At 68.0% G+C, this 14,702-nt stretch carries 15 protein-coding genes; 10 read left to right on the top strand and 5 right to left on the bottom strand.

Annotated features, from left to right (window positions below):
• Positions 1-25 precede the first annotated feature (25 nt).
• Entirely contained in the window at positions 26-736 is a 711-nt protein-coding gene (locus AC4BAR_RS11275) for a haloacid dehalogenase type II (RefSeq protein WP_490627962.1), read from the bottom strand.
• An 89-nt stretch (positions 737-825) separates the two neighbouring features.
• Here AC4BAR_RS11275 and AC4BAR_RS11270 point away from each other — a divergent pair, with 89 nt between their 5' ends.
• Positions 826-1,806, top strand: a complete 981-nt coding sequence (locus tag AC4BAR_RS11270) for a LysR family transcriptional regulator (protein WP_490627961.1) — start codon at positions 826-828, stop codon at positions 1,804-1,806.
• Between the two features lie 68 nt (positions 1,807-1,874).
• Here the strand turns inward: AC4BAR_RS11270 and AC4BAR_RS11265 are convergent, their stop codons facing one another.
• A complete protein-coding gene (locus AC4BAR_RS11265) occupies positions 1,875-2,216 on the bottom strand; it encodes a PsiF family protein (RefSeq protein WP_490627960.1) in 342 nt (113 codons plus the stop codon).
• 112 nt (positions 2,217-2,328) lie between these two features.
• Between AC4BAR_RS11265 and argS the strand changes: the two genes are divergently transcribed.
• From argS to AC4BAR_RS11225, 8 genes are all read left to right on the top strand, one after another.
• Positions 2,329-4,002: an arginine--tRNA ligase gene (gene argS, locus AC4BAR_RS11260; RefSeq protein WP_490627959.1), complete on the top strand. Its 1,674-nt coding sequence runs from the start codon at positions 2,329-2,331 to the stop codon at positions 4,000-4,002.
• Between the two features lie 13 nt (positions 4,003-4,015).
• Positions 4,016-4,687 (top strand): SPOR domain-containing protein, encoded by a 672-nt coding sequence (locus AC4BAR_RS11255; protein ID WP_490627958.1) that lies wholly within the window; start codon positions 4,016-4,018, stop codon positions 4,685-4,687.
• A gap of 52 nt (positions 4,688-4,739) precedes the next feature.
• Positions 4,740-5,384 (top strand): thiol:disulfide interchange protein DsbA/DsbL, encoded by a 645-nt coding sequence (locus AC4BAR_RS11250; protein WP_490627957.1) that lies wholly within the window; start codon positions 4,740-4,742, stop codon positions 5,382-5,384.
• A gap of 145 nt (positions 5,385-5,529) precedes the next feature.
• The gene (lptA, locus tag AC4BAR_RS11245; protein WP_490627956.1) at positions 5,530-6,153 is read left to right on the top strand and encodes a lipopolysaccharide transport periplasmic protein LptA; all 624 of its coding nucleotides are present in this window, start codon (positions 5,530-5,532) and stop codon (positions 6,151-6,153) included.
• On the top strand, positions 6,150-6,929 hold the full coding sequence (gene lptB, locus AC4BAR_RS11240; protein ID WP_490627955.1) for an LPS export ABC transporter ATP-binding protein: 780 nt from the start codon (positions 6,150-6,152) through the stop codon (positions 6,927-6,929). The genes lptA and lptB overlap by 4 nt, the downstream gene beginning before the upstream one ends.
• Positions 6,930-7,068: 139 nt before the next feature.
• Positions 7,069-8,589, top strand: a complete 1,521-nt coding sequence (locus AC4BAR_RS11235; protein WP_490627954.1) for an RNA polymerase factor sigma-54 — start codon at positions 7,069-7,071, stop codon at positions 8,587-8,589.
• Positions 8,590-8,692: 103 nt separating this feature from the next.
• Positions 8,693-9,928 (top strand): THUMP domain-containing class I SAM-dependent RNA methyltransferase, encoded by a 1,236-nt coding sequence (locus AC4BAR_RS11230; protein WP_490627953.1) that lies wholly within the window; start codon positions 8,693-8,695, stop codon positions 9,926-9,928.
• Positions 9,925-10,371 carry a putative toxin-antitoxin system toxin component, PIN family gene (locus tag AC4BAR_RS11225; protein WP_490627952.1) on the top strand — a complete coding sequence of 149 codons (447 nt, stop codon included), beginning with the start codon at positions 9,925-9,927 and terminating at the stop codon, positions 10,369-10,371. Before AC4BAR_RS11230 ends, AC4BAR_RS11225 begins: the two co-directional genes overlap by 4 nt.
• Here AC4BAR_RS11225 and AC4BAR_RS11220 read toward each other — a convergent pair.
• Complete coding sequence (locus AC4BAR_RS11220; protein ID WP_490627951.1) at positions 10,352-12,001, bottom strand: FMN-binding glutamate synthase family protein; 1,650 nt, start codon at positions 11,999-12,001, stop codon at positions 10,352-10,354. The genes AC4BAR_RS11225 and AC4BAR_RS11220 overlap by 20 nt on opposite strands.
• A 106-nt stretch (positions 12,002-12,107) precedes the next feature.
• Here AC4BAR_RS11220 and AC4BAR_RS11215 point away from each other — a divergent pair, with 106 nt between their 5' ends.
• Positions 12,108-12,884 (top strand): UPF0149 family protein, encoded by a 777-nt coding sequence (locus tag AC4BAR_RS11215; RefSeq protein WP_490627950.1) that lies wholly within the window; start codon positions 12,108-12,110, stop codon positions 12,882-12,884.
• A gap of 425 nt (positions 12,885-13,309) precedes the next feature.
• Here the strand turns inward: AC4BAR_RS11215 and AC4BAR_RS11210 are convergent, their stop codons facing one another.
• Both AC4BAR_RS11210 and AC4BAR_RS11205 read right to left on the bottom strand, forming a co-directional pair.
• Positions 13,310-14,215 carry an alpha/beta fold hydrolase gene (locus AC4BAR_RS11210; protein ID WP_490627949.1) on the bottom strand — a complete coding sequence of 302 codons (906 nt, stop codon included), beginning with the start codon at positions 14,213-14,215 and terminating at the stop codon, positions 13,310-13,312.
• Positions 14,212-14,700, bottom strand: a complete 489-nt coding sequence (locus AC4BAR_RS11205; RefSeq protein ID WP_490627948.1) for a nuclear transport factor 2 family protein — start codon at positions 14,698-14,700, stop codon at positions 14,212-14,214. Before AC4BAR_RS11205 ends, AC4BAR_RS11210 begins: the two co-directional genes overlap by 4 nt.
• Positions 14,701-14,702 lie beyond the last annotated feature (2 nt).

The following is a 14,702-nucleotide window of genomic DNA, read 5'->3' as shown; positions in this document are numbered from 1 at the left end:
AGTGAAGTGAAAAAAGAAAACGGAATCAGGCGGCCGCAAAAAAGCGGGACACATCGCGCAGCGAGCTGCCGGTGTGGGTGGGCGGTGTGCCCAGTTCCTCGAACGGCAGCTGGTAGCGGTTGACCCACAGGGTTTGGTAGCCGTACCAGGTGGCGGCCAGCGCGTCCCAGCCATTGCAGCTGACAAAGCCGATCTGCTGCACCGGCAGACCGGTGGCCTGCGGGCCCAGCGCGTAGGCGTCGGGATGGGTCTTGTATTTTCGCAGGGCATCGACGCTGAGCACATGGTCCAGCAGGTCCACCAGGCCGGCGCTGCGCACCGCCACCGCCAGCATCTCGGGGTCGCCGTTGGACAGGATGCCGGTGACGATGCCGCGCGCCTTCAGGTCGGCCAGCACCGCCCGGTTTTCCGGGAAGGCGCTCAGGTGGCGATACTGGTTCATCAGCTGCTGTTCGCGCTCGGTGGTCAGGTCCAGGCCCAGGCGCTTGCACGCGTAGCGCAGGCCGGCCCGCGTCAGCTCCCAAAACGGCTGGTAATGCGCGCCATGGTTGCTGGTGGTGACCAGCCGGGTGTATTCAATCTGCTTGTCGCGCCACAGAACGGCCAGCGCCTGGCCTTGGCCAGGGAACAGCTGTTCGGCCAGCAGGCCCACGCTGTACACATCCAGCAAGGTGCCATAGGCATCAAACAGCACCGCTTTGGGCGCAGAGAAGCCAAAGGCCAAAGATTTTTCCATGGCACTAATGTATTTGATACTTCAATGCCGATTAATCAATGAAAAGTTGATTGATTAATGACTTTTAAGATGTAATTGACGCCAACCCCATGGACAAGTTCAAACAACTCGCCTCCTTTGTGTCGGTGGCCACCCGCGGCAGCCTGACCGCCGCTGCGCTGGCCGAGGGTGTGGCCCCGGCCATCATGGGGCGCCGGCTGGACGCGCTGGAAGAGCGCCTGGGCGTCAAGCTGATGGTGCGCACCACCCGGCGCATCCGCCTGACCCACGAGGGCAGCGCCTTTCTGGAAGACTGCCAGCGGGTGCTGGCCGACGTGGCCAATGCCGAGGCCAGCGTGTCGGCCGGCGGGGTCAAGGCCAGCGGCCACCTGCGGGTCACGGCGCCGGCCGGCTTCGGGCGCCGCCATGTGGCGCCGCTGGTGCCCAAGTTCCGCGCGCTGCACCCCGAGGTCACGCTGTCGCTGAACCTGGGCGACCGGGTGGTGGACCTGGCGGTCGAGGGCTTCGATTGCGCGGTGCGGGTGGGCGACCTGCCGGATTCATCGCTGGTCAGCGTACGGCTGGCCGACAACCGGCGGCTGTGTGTGGCCACGCCGGCCTACCTGGCGCGCCGTGGCACGCCCCAGCATCCGCAGGATTTGCAGCGCTTTGACTGCCTGACCCTGTCCACCGACGCCTCCCAGGCCCGCGGCTGGGCGTTCCGGCTGCCGCGCGGCAGCCTGGGCCGGTCGGGCAAAGGCCCGCTGGCCGCCTTGCCGGTCGAGGCCGGTGAGGATGACGAACTGGTCCACCTCAAGCCCGGCGGGCCGCTGGACTGCTCGGACGGCCAGGTGTTGCACGACTGGTGCCTGGCCGGCCAGGGCATCGCCTGGCGCAGCACCTGGGAGGTCGAGGCCGAGATCGCCTCAGGCGCGCTGGTGGAGGTGCTGGCCGGCTTTGCCGCGCCGCCCAACGGCATTTACGCGGTGTTCCCGCAGCGCCGCCACCTGCCGCTGCGGGTGCGGTTGTGGATCGACTTCCTCAAGCACCATTACGGCCAGCCCGGCTTCTGGCGCGTGGCCGGGCCTTGATGCGGGCACAAAAAACCCCGCCGCAGCGGGGTCGGTGAGGTCGGGGACCGGTTGGGCCCCGCAGGCGCTCACTTGCTCAGGCATTCCTTCATGAAGGCCTTGCGTTCATCGCCCTTTTTGCCGGTGGCGTCCTTGTTGCAGGTTTTCATCTTGTCCTGCTGGGTGGCGGGGGCTGCAGGCTTGTTGCTCAAACAGCTTTTCATGAAAGCCTTGCGCTCGTCGCCCTTCTTGTCGCCGGCCTCCTTGTTGCAGTCGCCCATCTTGGACTGCTGCTTGGTCTTGCCGTCGGCCGCCTTGGCTGGTGCGGCCGCACTGGCGTTGGCCATCGGGGCGCCGGCGTGGCCAGCGGCCTGGGCGGTGCCCACGGACAGGGCAAAGCCCAGGGTGATCAGGGAAAGAATGGTTTTCATGGATTCTCCACAAAGGTGATGGGGGAAAGCGCGAGGTTGATTCAAGCACATTCTGAGGGCGCCAACAAGCGGGCCCGCCTCCTCCCAAAGGCCGACCCGTAAAATCCGCCGCATGTTGTCTGTCAAAAACGAATTGTTGGAAGCGCTCGCGCTGACGCTGGAAACCCTCAGCCCCGGAGCCGCCAGCAAGGCGTTTTTCGAGTCGCCCAAGGTCGCCGCCCATGGCGACTTCGCCCTCACCGCCGCGATGCAGCTGGCCAAGCCCATGAAGGCCAACCCACGCCAGCTGGCCGAGACCCTGCGCAGCGCGCTGCTGGCCGCACCGGCCTTCGAGCGCTGGGTGGCGGCGATCGAGATCGCCGGCCCGGGCTTCATCAACATCCGCCTCAAGCCCGAGGCCAAGCAGCAGGTGGTGCGCGAGGTGCTGAGCGGTGGCGAGGCCTTTGGCCGCCAGGCCGACAACGGCCAGCGCCTGCTGGTGGAGTTTGTCTCCGCCAACCCCACCGGCCCGCTGCACGTGGGCCATGGCCGCCAGGCCGCGCTGGGCGACGCCTTGTGCAACCTGTTCGACAGCCAGGGCTGGCGGGTGCACCGCGAGTTCTATTACAACGACGCCGGGGTGCAGATCCAGACCCTGGCCTCGTCCACCCAGGCCCGGGCCAAGGGCCTCAAGCCCGGTGACGCCGGCTGGCCGGAGAGTGCCTACAACGGCGACTACATCGCCGACATCGCGACCGACTTCCTGGCCAAGAAGACCGTCAAGTCCGACGACCGTGAATTCACCGCCAGCGGCGACGCCGACGATCTGGATTCACTGCGCGAGTTCGCCGTGGCCTATTTGCGCCGTGAACAAGACCTGGACCTGAAGGCCTTCCAGGTGCGCTTCGACCAGTACTACCTGGAGTCCAGCCTGTACACCAGCGGCCGGGTGGCGGCGGCGGTGCAAAAGCTCATCGATGCCGGCAAGACCTACGAGCTGGACGGCGCGCTGTGGCTCAGGTCCACCGACTACGGTGACGACAAGGACCGCGTGATGAGAAAGTCCGACGGCGGCTTCACCTACTTCGTGCCCGATGTGGCCTACCACATCACCAAGTGGGAACGCGGCTTTGGCCGGGTCATCAACATCCAGGGCACTGACCACCACGGCACCATCGCCCGGGTGCGCGCCGGCCTGCAGGCCGCCAACGTGGGCATTCCCGAGGGCTACCCCGACTACGTGCTGCACACCATGGTGCGGGTGATGCGCGGCGGCGAGGAGGTCAAGATCTCCAAGCGTGCCGGCAGCTATGTCACGCTGCGCGACCTGATCGAGTGGACCTCGAAGGACGCGGTGCGCTTCTTCCTGCTCAGCCGCAAGCCCGACACCGAGTACATCTTCGACATCGACCTGGCGCTGGCGCAGAACAACGACAACCCGGTTTACTACGTGCAGTACGCCCATGCCCGCATCTGCTCGGTGCTGGCGGCCTGGGGCGGTGAGCGCGCCAGCCTGGCCGGCGTGGACCTGTCGCCGCTGGACAGCCCGGCCGCCCAGGCGCTGATGCTGCTGCTGGCCAAGTACCCGGCCATGCTGACCGAGGCCGCGGCCGGCTTCGCGCCGCACGACGTCACCTTCTACCTGCGTGAACTGGCCGCCTGTTACCACAGCTACTACGACGCCGAACGCATCCTGGTCGACGACCCGGCCGTCAAGCTGGCCCGGCTGGCCCTGGTGGCCGCCACCGCCCAGGTGCTGCACAATGGCCTGGCGATGCTGGGCGTCAGTGCCCCGACCAAGATGTGAGCAGAAAGAGACCATGAAGCAAGGACGCAGCGGGGCCATTGTGGGCTTCATCATCGGGGTGCTGGTGGGCCTGGGCGCCGCCCTGGCGGTGGCGGTGTTCGTCACCAAGGTGCCGGTGCCCTTCATGAACAAGGCCCCGGCCAACCGCTCGGCCACCCAGGAGGCGGCCGAGGCCCAGAAAAACAAGGACTGGGACCCCAACGCCGCGCTGCAGGGCAAGAACCCGGTGCGCCCACCGGTGGCGCTGGGCAACACGCCGGCCGTCACCGGCGAGGCGGCCAGGCCGGCGCCCGGTGCGCCCGCCCGCGCCGACGCCAAAGCCCCGGCCTCGGCCGACCCGCTGGGCGACCTGGCCCGGGCCCGCGCCGCGGCTGCTGGCCCGGCGGCCACGCCCAAGGTCACCGCCACCAACCCCGTTCCCGCCGCGCCCAGCGGCGCGCCGGTAGACCCCTTCACCTACTTTGTGCAGGCCGGCGCCTTCCGCACGCCCGAAGAGGCCGACGCCCAGCGGGTGCGCTTGTCGCTGATGGGGGTGGAGGCCAAGGTCACCGAGCGCGAACAGTCCGGTCGCACCGTCTACCGGGTCCGGGTGGGTCCGTTCGAGCGCCGCGAGGACGCCGACCGCAGCAAGGACAAACTCGACACCAATGGCGTGGAAACCGCGCTGGTGCGGGTGCAGCGCTGAACTTTTTGCGCCACCGCGCAGTCAGACCCCCATCAACAGGAGAGATCGAGTCATGGAACGTCGGGAATTTTCGGCCGCGTTGGCGGTGGGCATGTTGGCTTTGTCGGGCGCCACGAGGGCGCAGGGTGCGAAGCCGCAGAACGGCGAGCAGTACCTGACGCTGGACCAGCCGGTGGCGGTGGACGTGCCGGCCGGCAAGGTCGAGGTGATCGAGTTCTTCTGGTACAGCTGTCCGCATTGCAACGCTTTTGAGCCCACGCTGGAGCCCTGGATCAAGCGCCAGCCCAAGGACGTGGTGGTGCGCCGGGTGCCGGTGGCCTTCCGGGCCGACTTCGTGCCCCAGCAGCGCCTGTACTACGCGCTGGAAGCCATGGGCCGGGTCGACGACATGCACCGCAAGGTCTTCCACGCCGTGCATGTGGAAAAGCAGCCATTGAACACCGACGCCGCCATCATCGCCTGGGCCGAGAAGCAAGGCCTGGACAAGGCCAAGTTCACCGAGCAGTTCAGCTCCTTCAGCGCCAGTTCCAAGGCCCGCAAGGCGGCCCAGTTGCAGGACGCCTTCAAGGTCCAGGGCGTGCCCTCGCTGGGCATTGCCGGCCGTTATTACACCGACGGCACGCTGGCCGGCGGCACCATGGCGCAGGCCCTGGCCGTCGCCGACTACCTGGTGGCCGAGGTTCGCAAGGCCAAATAAGCCTGCGCTGCGCCCCCCATGCCAAGGCCCGCCACCGCGCGGGCCTTGGCTTTGGGGGGTGTTGTTGCTGCAATGCAGCATGGTCACGGGAAACCCCAATCCTGCCCGGGTGGCGGGCTACAATGCCAGCAAGAATCATGCCCTTATGAAAAACACCCGTTTGTTCCTTCGCCTGGCTGGGGTCTTGTTGTCGCTGACGCTGGGAGCGGCTGGCCCGGCCCAGGCCGAAAAGGCCGACAAAGACAAACCCATGAACGTCGAGGCCGATGCCCTGCGTTACGACGACCTGCGGCAGACCAGTCTGTTCACCGGCAACGTGGTCATCTCCAAAGGCACGCTGCTGATCCGGGCCGCCCGGGTGGATGTGCGGCAGGATGGCCAGGGCGCGCAGTTCGGCGTGGCCACCGCGGCGCCGGGCAAACTGGCCTACTTCCGCCAGAAACGCGAGGGCCTGGACGAGTTCATCGAGGGCGAGGCCGAGCAGATCGACTACGACGGCAAAGCCGACAACGTCAAGCTGACACGCCGGGCCACGCTGCGCCGTTTCCGGGGCGACACCGTCACCGACGAAACCAGCGGCAGCGTGATCACCTACGACAACACCTCCGACGTCTTCACCGTCAACGGTGGCGCGGTCAATGCCGCCTCTGACAACCCGGGCGGCCGGATTCGCGCCGTGCTCACCCCCAAGGCGGCGGCGTCGGCCACGCCGGCCCAGCCGCCAGCCCAACTGCGGTCCAGCGAGCGCCTGCCCGGGAGCGGCAAATGAGTGCGCTGCCGGTCGCGGCCAGCGGCACAGAGGCGCCCAGCCGGCTGGAAGCCCGCGGCCTGCAAAAAGCCTACGGCAGCCGCAAGGTGGTCAAGGACGTCTCGCTGGCCGTGCAAAAAGGCGAGGTCGTGGGCCTGCTGGGGCCCAACGGCGCCGGCAAGACCACCTCGTTCTACATGATCGTGGGCCTGGTGCGGGCCGACGCCGGCGTGATCTCCATTGGCGGCCAGTCGGTCGAGCACATGCCCATCCACCGCCGTTCGCGGCTGGGCCTGAGCTATCTGCCGCAGGAAGCGTCGATCTTCCGCAAGCTCAATGTCGAAGACAACATCCGCGCGGTGCTGGAGTTGCAGCGCGACGAGGGCGGCCGGCCGCTGGGCCGCGCGGTCATCGAGCAGCGGGTGGATGCGCTGCTGCAAGACCTGCGGGTCGAGCACCTGCGCGATTCGCCGGCCCCTGCGCTGTCGGGCGGTGAGCGGCGCCGGGTCGAGATTGCCCGCGCCCTGGCCACCCAGCCGCAGTTCATCCTGCTCGACGAGCCCTTTGCCGGCATCGACCCGATCGCGGTGATCGAGATCCAGCGCATCATCGGTTTTCTGAAGTCGCGCGGCATCGGCGTGCTGATCACCGACCACAACGTGCGTGAAACCCTGGGCATCTGCGACCACGCCTACATCATCAGCGACGGTCATGTGCTGGCCCAGGGCACGCCCGCCGAGATCGTTGACAACGCCGATGTTCGCCGCGTCTACCTGGGCGAACATTTCCGCATGTGAACATGGCCCCCACGTTCGCGCACTGCGTGTCGCTCTCTGCCCCCCGAGGGGGCCGCGTTTTTCCTTGGGGCGGCCCGGCGGAAAAACCAGCGCCCCTGTTTGAGTCTTGCGGGGCATTCGCAGTCCCTTGTTCGCCTGCATGAAACAAGGCCTTTCCCTCCGTGTCTCCCAGCACCTCGCATTGACGCCGCAACTGCAGCAGTCAATCCGACTGCTGCAGCTGTCCACGCTGGAACTCAGCCAGGAGGTCGAGCAGATGCTCGACGAAAACCCCTTCCTCGACGTGGCCGACGAGACCGCGCCGCGCGAGGAGTTTGGCCTGGCCCAGGCCGATGCCCGGGCCGACGACGAGCCGTTTTCGTCATCGTCCAGCAGCACTGAGACCGAGGCGGTGGCCGATGGGGTGGGCGACGGTGAGCCAGCCCTGCCCGACAACTGGGACGGCGACGGCAGCACCGAGATCGCGCCCAACGACAGCGAGTGGGGCGGCGACGCGCCAGCCCACCAGCGGCAGGACGACGACGGCGCGATGGACGCCACCGAACTGGCCCGCCAGCAGGAGTCGCTGACCGCCTTTTTGCACCGCCAGGCCTTGTCGCTGCGCCTGAGCGAGATCGACCGCGCCGCGCTGCGTTTCCTGATCGAGTCGCTCAACGACGACGGCTACCTCGAAGACAGCCTGGACCTGCTGGCCCGCGGCCTGGCCGGCGACGATGCCGAGCAGGTCGAGGAGTTGGTGCAGCGTTTTGGCATGGCCTTGCGCCTGCTGCAAAGCCTGGAGCCGGTGGGCGTGGGTGCTCGCCACCTGGCCGAATGCCTGAGCCTGCAGCTCAAGGCCTTGCCCCCCAGCGAGGTGGTCAAGGCCGCCCAGGCCATTTGCGCCCAGCCCATGGAGCTGCTGGCGCGGCGCGATTTCAAGCGCCTGGCCCAGCTGTGCCAGCTCAGCGACGCGCTGGTGCGCCAGGGCATTGCACTGATCCAGACCCTGGAGCCCAAGCCAGGCCGGCGCTTTGTGGACGTGGAGCGCAACATCGTCGTGCCCGACGTCATCGTGGTGCAGGTGGGGCGTGGCCCCAACCCGCGTTTCCGGGCCCAGCTCAACCCCGACGTCATGCCCCGGCTGCGGGTGCACGACATCTATGCCGGTGCGCTCAAGGCCAGCCGCGGCGGCAATGCCCAGGCGCTTCAGCAGCGGCTGCAGGAAGCGCGCTGGTTCATCAAGAACATCCAGCAGCGCTTCGACACCATCCTGCGCGTCAGCAGCGCCATCGTCGAGCGGCAGAAGAACTTCTTCGTCCATGGCGAGCTGGCCATGCGGCCGCTGGTGCTGCGCGAGATCGCCGACGAGCTGGGCCTGCACGAGTCCACCATCTCGCGGGTCACCACCGCCAAGTACATGGCCACGCCTTTTGGCACCTTCGAGCTGAAGTATTTCTTCGGCTCGGCACTGGGCACCGAAACCGGCGGCAACGCGTCGAGCACCGCGGTGCGGGCGCTGATCAAGCAGTTTGTCAGCGCCGAAAACCTCAAGAAGCCGCTCAGCGACAACCAGATTTCCGAGATGCTGAAAGAGCAGGGCATTGAGTGCGCGCGCCGCACCGTGGCCAAGTACCGCGAGGCCTTGCGCATCGCGCCCGCCAACCTGCGCAAAGCACTGTGAACATGACCCCCACGCTCCCCACTGCGTGTGGTTCGCTGCCCGCCGAGGGGGCCGTGTTTCGCCCAGGGGCGGCCCGGCGGCGAAACATCCAGGCTTTTGACCAATGAACCAACTTCACCTTTTTTTGCCCTGCGCCGCTGGCGTGGAAGACCTGCTGGAGGCCGAGGTGCGGCGGCTGTGCAGCGGCCACACCGACAAGCTGCGCGGCGGCGTGCGGGTGGTGGCCTCCTGGCGCGACGCCATGCTGCTCAACCTGCACAGCCGGTTGGCCCAGCGGGTGCTGGTGCAGCTGGCGGACGGCTTTTACCGCAGCGAAAACGACCTCTATGCCATCGCCAGCGAGGTGGCCTGGGAAATCTGGTTCACGCCGCGGCAAAGCATCAAGGTGGAGATCACCGCCCAGCACAGCCCGCTGACCTCGCTGAACTTTGCCGCGCTGAAGGTCAAGGACGCGGTCTGTGACCGCTTCCGGGCCAAGAGCGGTGGCGTGCGGCCCGACGTCAACACCCAGTGGCCCGATGTGCGCATCTACACCCACCTGACCACCGACCGCTGCGCCCTCTACATCGACACCTCGGGCGAGCCGCTGTTCAAACGCGGCTGGCGCGAAGACAAGGGCGAGGCGCCGCTGAAGGAAACCCTGGCCGCCGCCATGCTGGCCGCCAGCGGCTGGGACGCCACGGTGCCGCTGTACGACCCCTGCTGCGGCAGCGGCACCATCGCCATCGAGGCCGCCACCATCGCCTGCCACCAGGCGCCTGGCCTGCTGCGCCGCTTCGCCTTCGAAAAATACCTGCCCTTCCAGGCCCATGTGTGGGACGCGCTGCGCGACCAGGCCGAGGCCGCCGTGTGCGCGCCCACCGCGCCGGTGTTTGGCAGCGACGTGGCCTTCCGCATGGTGGACTTCGCCCAGCGCAACGCCGAGCGGGCCGGTGTGGCCCACGCGGTGCAGTTGCGCGGCGGCGACGCCTTGCAGCGCATGCCGCCGGCCGAGGGCGGCGTGATGCTGCTCAACCCGCCTTATGGCGAACGCATCGCGGTGGCCGGTGTGGCCGGCAGCGGCCGCGGCCACGGTGCCGGCCGCGAGACCGCCCAGGTCGATGGCCAGCGCGATGAGGGCGACGACTTCTTTCCCCAGCTGGCCACCCACTGGAAGAAAAACTACGCCGGCTGGACCGCCTGGGTGTTGACACCCGACCTCAAGCTGCCCGGCCGCATGCGGCTGAAAGAGTCGCGCCGGGTGCCGATGTGGAACGGCCCCATCGAATGCCGGCTGTTCAAGTTCGACATGGTGGCCGGCTCGGCACGTCAGAAGCCGGCTGCGGCGGCCGGCGAATGACATCGCCCGTGCCGACACCAGGCCAGGGCCAGCCGGTCGTGCTGGACACCAACATCCTGCTCGACCTGTGGGTGTTTGACGACCCCGCCTCGGTACCCCTGAAAACTGCCGTTGAGGCGGGCGACATCGACTGGCTGGCCACCGCCGAGATGCGCAGCGAGCTGGCCCGGGTGCTGGCCTACCCGCAGATCGCGCCCCGCCTGGCCTTCCACCAGCGCCATGCCGACGCGGTGCTGGCGGCCTTTGACCGCCATGCCCGCGTGCTGCCGGCCGCACCCAAGGCTTCGGTGACCTGCAAGGACGCCGACGACCAGAAGTTCATCGACCTCGCTGTGGCCCACCAGGCCACGCTGCTCAGCAAAGACCGCGCGGTGACGTCCATGAAAAAGCGGCTGCTGGCCCTGGGCGTGGCCAGCGAACTGGCTACGCCATCTCCAGCGTGAAGCTGTCGGCCCGGGCCAGCGGCCAGTAGCGCCGGAACACCTCGTGCTGCCCGTCCAGCGGGCTGTCCAGCAGCGCGCCTGGTGCGACCTGCATCACCAGGCTGGCCAGCGGCATCACCTGGTTGTGGGCGGCGCGGCGCAGGATGTGGTGGGGCGTGATGGCGCCCGGGTGGCTCAGGCCGGCGGCCTGCACCAGCTCCTTCAAGGCCTCCAGCGTGTGGCGGTGGAAATTGAACACGCGTTCGGCCTTGTCCGGCACCACCAGCGCCTGCTGCCGCAGCGGGTCCTGGGTGGTCACGCCGGTGGGGCAGCGGCCGGTGTGGCAGCTCTGGGCCTGGATGCAGCCCAGCGCAAACATGAAACCGCGCGCGGCGTTGCACCAGTCGGCGCCCAGCGCCATCATGCGGGCCACGTCGAAGGCGCTGACCACCTTGCCGGCGCAGCCCAGGCGGATGCGGCCGCGCAGGCCCACGCCGCGCAGGGTGTTGTGCACCAGCAGCAGGCCTTCCTGCAGCGGCGCGCCCACATGGTCGGTGAACTCCAGCGGCGCCGCGCCGGTGCCGCCCTCGGCGCCGTCGACCACAATGAAATCGGGCGTGATGCCGGTGGCCAGCATGGCCTTGACGATGGCAAACCACTCCCAGGGGTGGCCGATGCAGAGCTTGAAGCCGGTGGGCTTGCCGCCCGAGAGTTCACGCAGCCGGGCAATGAACTGCAGCATTTCGGTGGGTGTGGCAAAGGCGCTGTGCGCCGCTGGCGAGACGCAGTCCACGCCTTCCGGCACACCGCGCGCGGCGGCGATTTCGGCGGTGACCTTGGGGCCGGGCAGCACGCCGCCATGGCCGGGTTTGGCGCCCTGGCTGAGCTTGAGTTCGATCAGTTTCACCTGGGGCTGGCAGGCCTGCTCGGCGAAGCGGGCCTCGTCAAAGCGGCCTTGCTCGTTACGGCAGCCAAAGTAGCCCGAGCCGATCTCCCACACCAGGTCACCGCCATGCACCCGGTGGTGGACCGAGATCGAACCCTCGCCGGTGTCGTGGGCAAACCCCCCGCGCTGGGCGCCAGCGTTCAAGGCCAGGATGGCCGGTGCCGACAGCGCGCCAAAGCTCATCGCCGAGATGTTGAACACGCTGGCCCGGTAGGGCTGGGAACAACCGGGCAGCGGCGTGCCGTCGTCCTGTGCACCGATCCAGACCCGAAAGTCGTTGGAGGCCAGCTGGGTTGGCACCAGCGAGTGGTTGATCCATTCGTAGCCATCGGCGCCCACGTCCAGCTGGGTGCCAAAGGGCCGCTTGTCGGGGTCGCCCTTGGAGCGCTGGTAGACCAGCGAGCGTTGCGAGCGTGAAAAGGGGGCGGCCTCGGTGTCGCTTTCCAGAAAGTACTGCCGCAACTCCGGCCGGATGGATTCCAGCAGAAAGCGCACATGGCCCACCACCGGGTAGTTGCGCAGCACCGAGCGTTTGGTTTGCCGCAGGTCGTAAATGCCCAGGCCCACCAGGCCGGCGCACAGCAGCAGCACCCCCCAGCCGACACCGAACACCAGCACGCTGAACAGCGCCAGCAACAGCGCAAACACACACAGGCCGAAGGCGGTGTAGCGCACCGGGTAATAGGCTTCGAGGCGGGAGAGCATGGGAACTCCAGGGGGTTCGAGGTGATCGGCATTGTGGCGCGGTTCGCGCCCGTTGATCGAAGGAAGCGAGGCCTGGCCGGTGGGGCGGCCACTTACACTCGTCGCCATGAGCCAAGACACCGCCCTCCAACCCGCCGAGTTCGACGAACTCGACGCCCTCCTCGACGGCCTGCGGGCCCGCCACGACGACACCCCGCAGTGGGAGTTCTGCGAGGGTTTTCTGGCCGCGCTGGTCTGCTGCCGCCGCCCGATCGCCGCTGACGAGTACCTGCCCGTGCTGCTGCCGTCCGACGACCAGCCCGGCCCGCACAGCCCCTTCGAAACCGCCGAGCAGGCCGAGCGCTTCATGGCGCTGTGGACGCGCCGCCAGGCCGAGGTGGTGGCGGCGCTGGACGCCGACGTGCAGCAGCTCGACGACCCGCGCGCCTATGCCCCCGATGTGCTGGACGTGCGCGGCGGTATGGCCTCGCTGCCCGAAGAAGAGCGGGTGGCGGCCGAAGACGGCCCGCTGCCCAGCTTTGCCCAGGTCTGGGCGCTGGGCTTCATGTTCGCGGTGGAAAACTGGCCCGAGGACTGGGCCGCGCCGCGCGACAAGGAGGCTGCCGAGATCCTCGACGCCGCGCTGGAAGCGGTGGTGGCGATGACCGAAGACGACACCGAGCCGCCCAGCATCTCGATGTTCAGCGAAGACGGCCCGGCCAGCGTCAGCCAGGCCCGGCTCGACGCCTACGGCACGGCGCTGTGGGCGGTGTACGACCTGCGCGAGCTGTGGCGCAGCCTGGGCCCGCGGGTCGAGCAGGTGCGCAAAGAAGCCGGCCCTGGCCGCAACGATCCCTGCCCCTGCGGCAGCGGCAAGAAATTCAAGAAGTGCCACGGGGCGTGATTCGCTCTTGCTGATGCTGATGCTGATGCTGATGGTGTTGGGGGTGGCCGGCGGTCTGGGTGTCCGTGCTCCGGCCTGCGCGCGGGGAAGCGCGTCGGGTTGCAAGCGTTGTGGGCGTCAAGGCGCACCTTGATGCGCCAGCGCTGCGTCCCACGCGCATCGGGCCTGCGCCCGGACACCCAGGCCACCGGCCACATCACCGCCGGTGGTGAACCACGGTGAATTCAATCTTTGTGCACCAGTGCGGCCACCCAAGGTGGATGGTGGGGGCATGCGGGTGCAGGCCCCATTCGCAGCGCCCTTGTGGTGGGCAAGCGCTGGCTCGCATCCACTTTCACTGGGCTGGCAAACCGGTGGGGTATACCGCGAGCAGGCCGGAGAACGCATGCCCCCGCCGTCCGCCTTACCCACGGCTTCAGGCTGACTCAAGACGGCGAAAAAAACGCCCGCAAGGCACTGGCTGTGTCCTGCGGCAACTCCTCCGGAATGAAATGCCCCGCCGGCAGCGTGTGGCCACTGACCCGGCCCGCACACTGGGCCCGCCACAGCGTCAGCGGCTGGAACAGCCGGTTCACCACACCGCGCTCGCCCCACAGCACCAGCGTGTCGCAGGCGATCTTGTCGCCGTTGGCGCGGCTGGCACGGTCGTGTTCAAGGTCGATGCCGGCGCTGGCGCGGTAGTCCTCGCAGGCGCTGTGGATGCCCTCTGGCGTGCAGAAGCAGCGCTGGTACTCGGCCAATGCCTGCGGCTCGATGTAGCCCACGCCGGCACCACCCCAGCCGCCCAGCTTGGTGTGCAAATAGGCCACCGGGTTGCCGGCAATCATGGTCTCGGGCAGCGGCGCCGGCTGGATCAGGTGGAACCAGTGGTAATAGGCACTGGCAAAAGCCAGGTCGGTGGCGTTGTACATGTCCAGCGTGGGCGCGATGTCGATCACGCAGAGCCTGGCCACCCGCGTGGGATGGTCCACCGCCAGCCTGTGCGCGACCCGGCCGCCGCGGTCATGGCCACACAGGAAAAATCGCTCCTGGCCCAGCGCGGCCATCACCGCCACCATGTCGGCCGCCATGGCGCGTTTGCTCTGCTGGCGGTGGTCGGGCAGGGCGGGCGGCTTGCTTGAGTCGCCATAGCCGCGCAGGTCGGGCATCACCAGAAAGAAATCGTTCGCCAGCTGCTGCGCCACCCGGTGCCACAGCACATGGGTTTGCGGGAAGCCATGCAACAGCAGCAAGGCCGGCTTTTGCGGGTTGCCGCCGTGGCGCACAAAAATGCGGGCACCGTCCACGTCGATGTGGCTGGCTTTGAAGCCCACGAACCACGGAGCGCTCATGCCGCCTTGCCCAGGAATTTGCTCAGGTTGGCGCGGGCCTGGGCCTGCACCTTGGCGCGCAGAAAACCGCTCCAGCCCAGCAGCAGGCCGGGCAGGCCCAGCGCCTGGCGCGACCAGGCCCAGAAGCTGAAACGGTCACGGTGGCGAATGATGTCGCCCTGGGCGTTGAACTCGAACTGGCCGTCGATCACGTTGTGCACCAGCCGGCCGGTGGCGCTGAAGCGGTAGTCGGCCTCCCAGTGGGCCTGGCCCTGGTGGGCGTCGGCACTCACCCCGCTGAACTCCAGCGCCCAGGCGTCGCGGCCCTTGGCTTTCGTGGCCTCGCACAGCATGCGCCACATGCCGGCCACCTCGGTGCGGCCGCGCAGCGAAAACACCTCGTCGTCAAACTGCACGTCGGCCGCGTAGCAGCTTGCCATGGTGTCGGCGTCGAGCGCGGCAAAGGCGGTGTAGAAGCGGCGCAGGGTCTGCTCGTTGGGGTGCATGG

Source organism: Rhodoferax sp. SPJ4 (assembly GCF_058216275.1).
This window is presented reverse-complemented; position numbering and strand designations above follow the sequence as displayed.

Coding starts and splice junctions, on each gene's coding strand:
- AC4BAR_RS11275 (WP_490627962.1), bottom strand. CDS start 736: ATGGAAAAATCTTTGGCCTTTGGCTTCTCTGCGCCCAAAGCGGTGCTG.
- AC4BAR_RS11270 (WP_490627961.1), top strand. CDS start 826: ATGGACAAGTTCAAACAACTCGCCTCCTTTGTGTCGGTGGCCACCCGC.
- AC4BAR_RS11265 (WP_490627960.1), bottom strand. CDS start 2,216: ATGAAAACCATTCTTTCCCTGATCACCCTGGGCTTTGCCCTGTCCGTG.
- argS (WP_490627959.1), top strand. CDS start 2,329: ATGTTGTCTGTCAAAAACGAATTGTTGGAAGCGCTCGCGCTGACGCTG.
- AC4BAR_RS11255 (WP_490627958.1), top strand. CDS start 4,016: ATGAAGCAAGGACGCAGCGGGGCCATTGTGGGCTTCATCATCGGGGTG.
- AC4BAR_RS11250 (WP_490627957.1), top strand. CDS start 4,740: ATGGAACGTCGGGAATTTTCGGCCGCGTTGGCGGTGGGCATGTTGGCT.
- lptA (WP_490627956.1), top strand. CDS start 5,530: ATGAAAAACACCCGTTTGTTCCTTCGCCTGGCTGGGGTCTTGTTGTCG.
- lptB (WP_490627955.1), top strand. CDS start 6,150: ATGAGTGCGCTGCCGGTCGCGGCCAGCGGCACAGAGGCGCCCAGCCGG.
- AC4BAR_RS11235 (WP_490627954.1), top strand. CDS start 7,069: ATGAAACAAGGCCTTTCCCTCCGTGTCTCCCAGCACCTCGCATTGACG.
- AC4BAR_RS11230 (WP_490627953.1), top strand. CDS start 8,693: ATGAACCAACTTCACCTTTTTTTGCCCTGCGCCGCTGGCGTGGAAGAC.
- AC4BAR_RS11225 (WP_490627952.1), top strand. CDS start 9,925: ATGACATCGCCCGTGCCGACACCAGGCCAGGGCCAGCCGGTCGTGCTG.
- AC4BAR_RS11220 (WP_490627951.1), bottom strand. CDS start 12,001: ATGCTCTCCCGCCTCGAAGCCTATTACCCGGTGCGCTACACCGCCTTC.
- AC4BAR_RS11215 (WP_490627950.1), top strand. CDS start 12,108: ATGAGCCAAGACACCGCCCTCCAACCCGCCGAGTTCGACGAACTCGAC.
- AC4BAR_RS11210 (WP_490627949.1), bottom strand. CDS start 14,215: ATGAGCGCTCCGTGGTTCGTGGGCTTCAAAGCCAGCCACATCGACGTG.
- AC4BAR_RS11205 (WP_490627948.1), bottom strand. CDS start 14,700: ATGCACCCCAACGAGCAGACCCTGCGCCGCTTCTACACCGCCTTTGCC.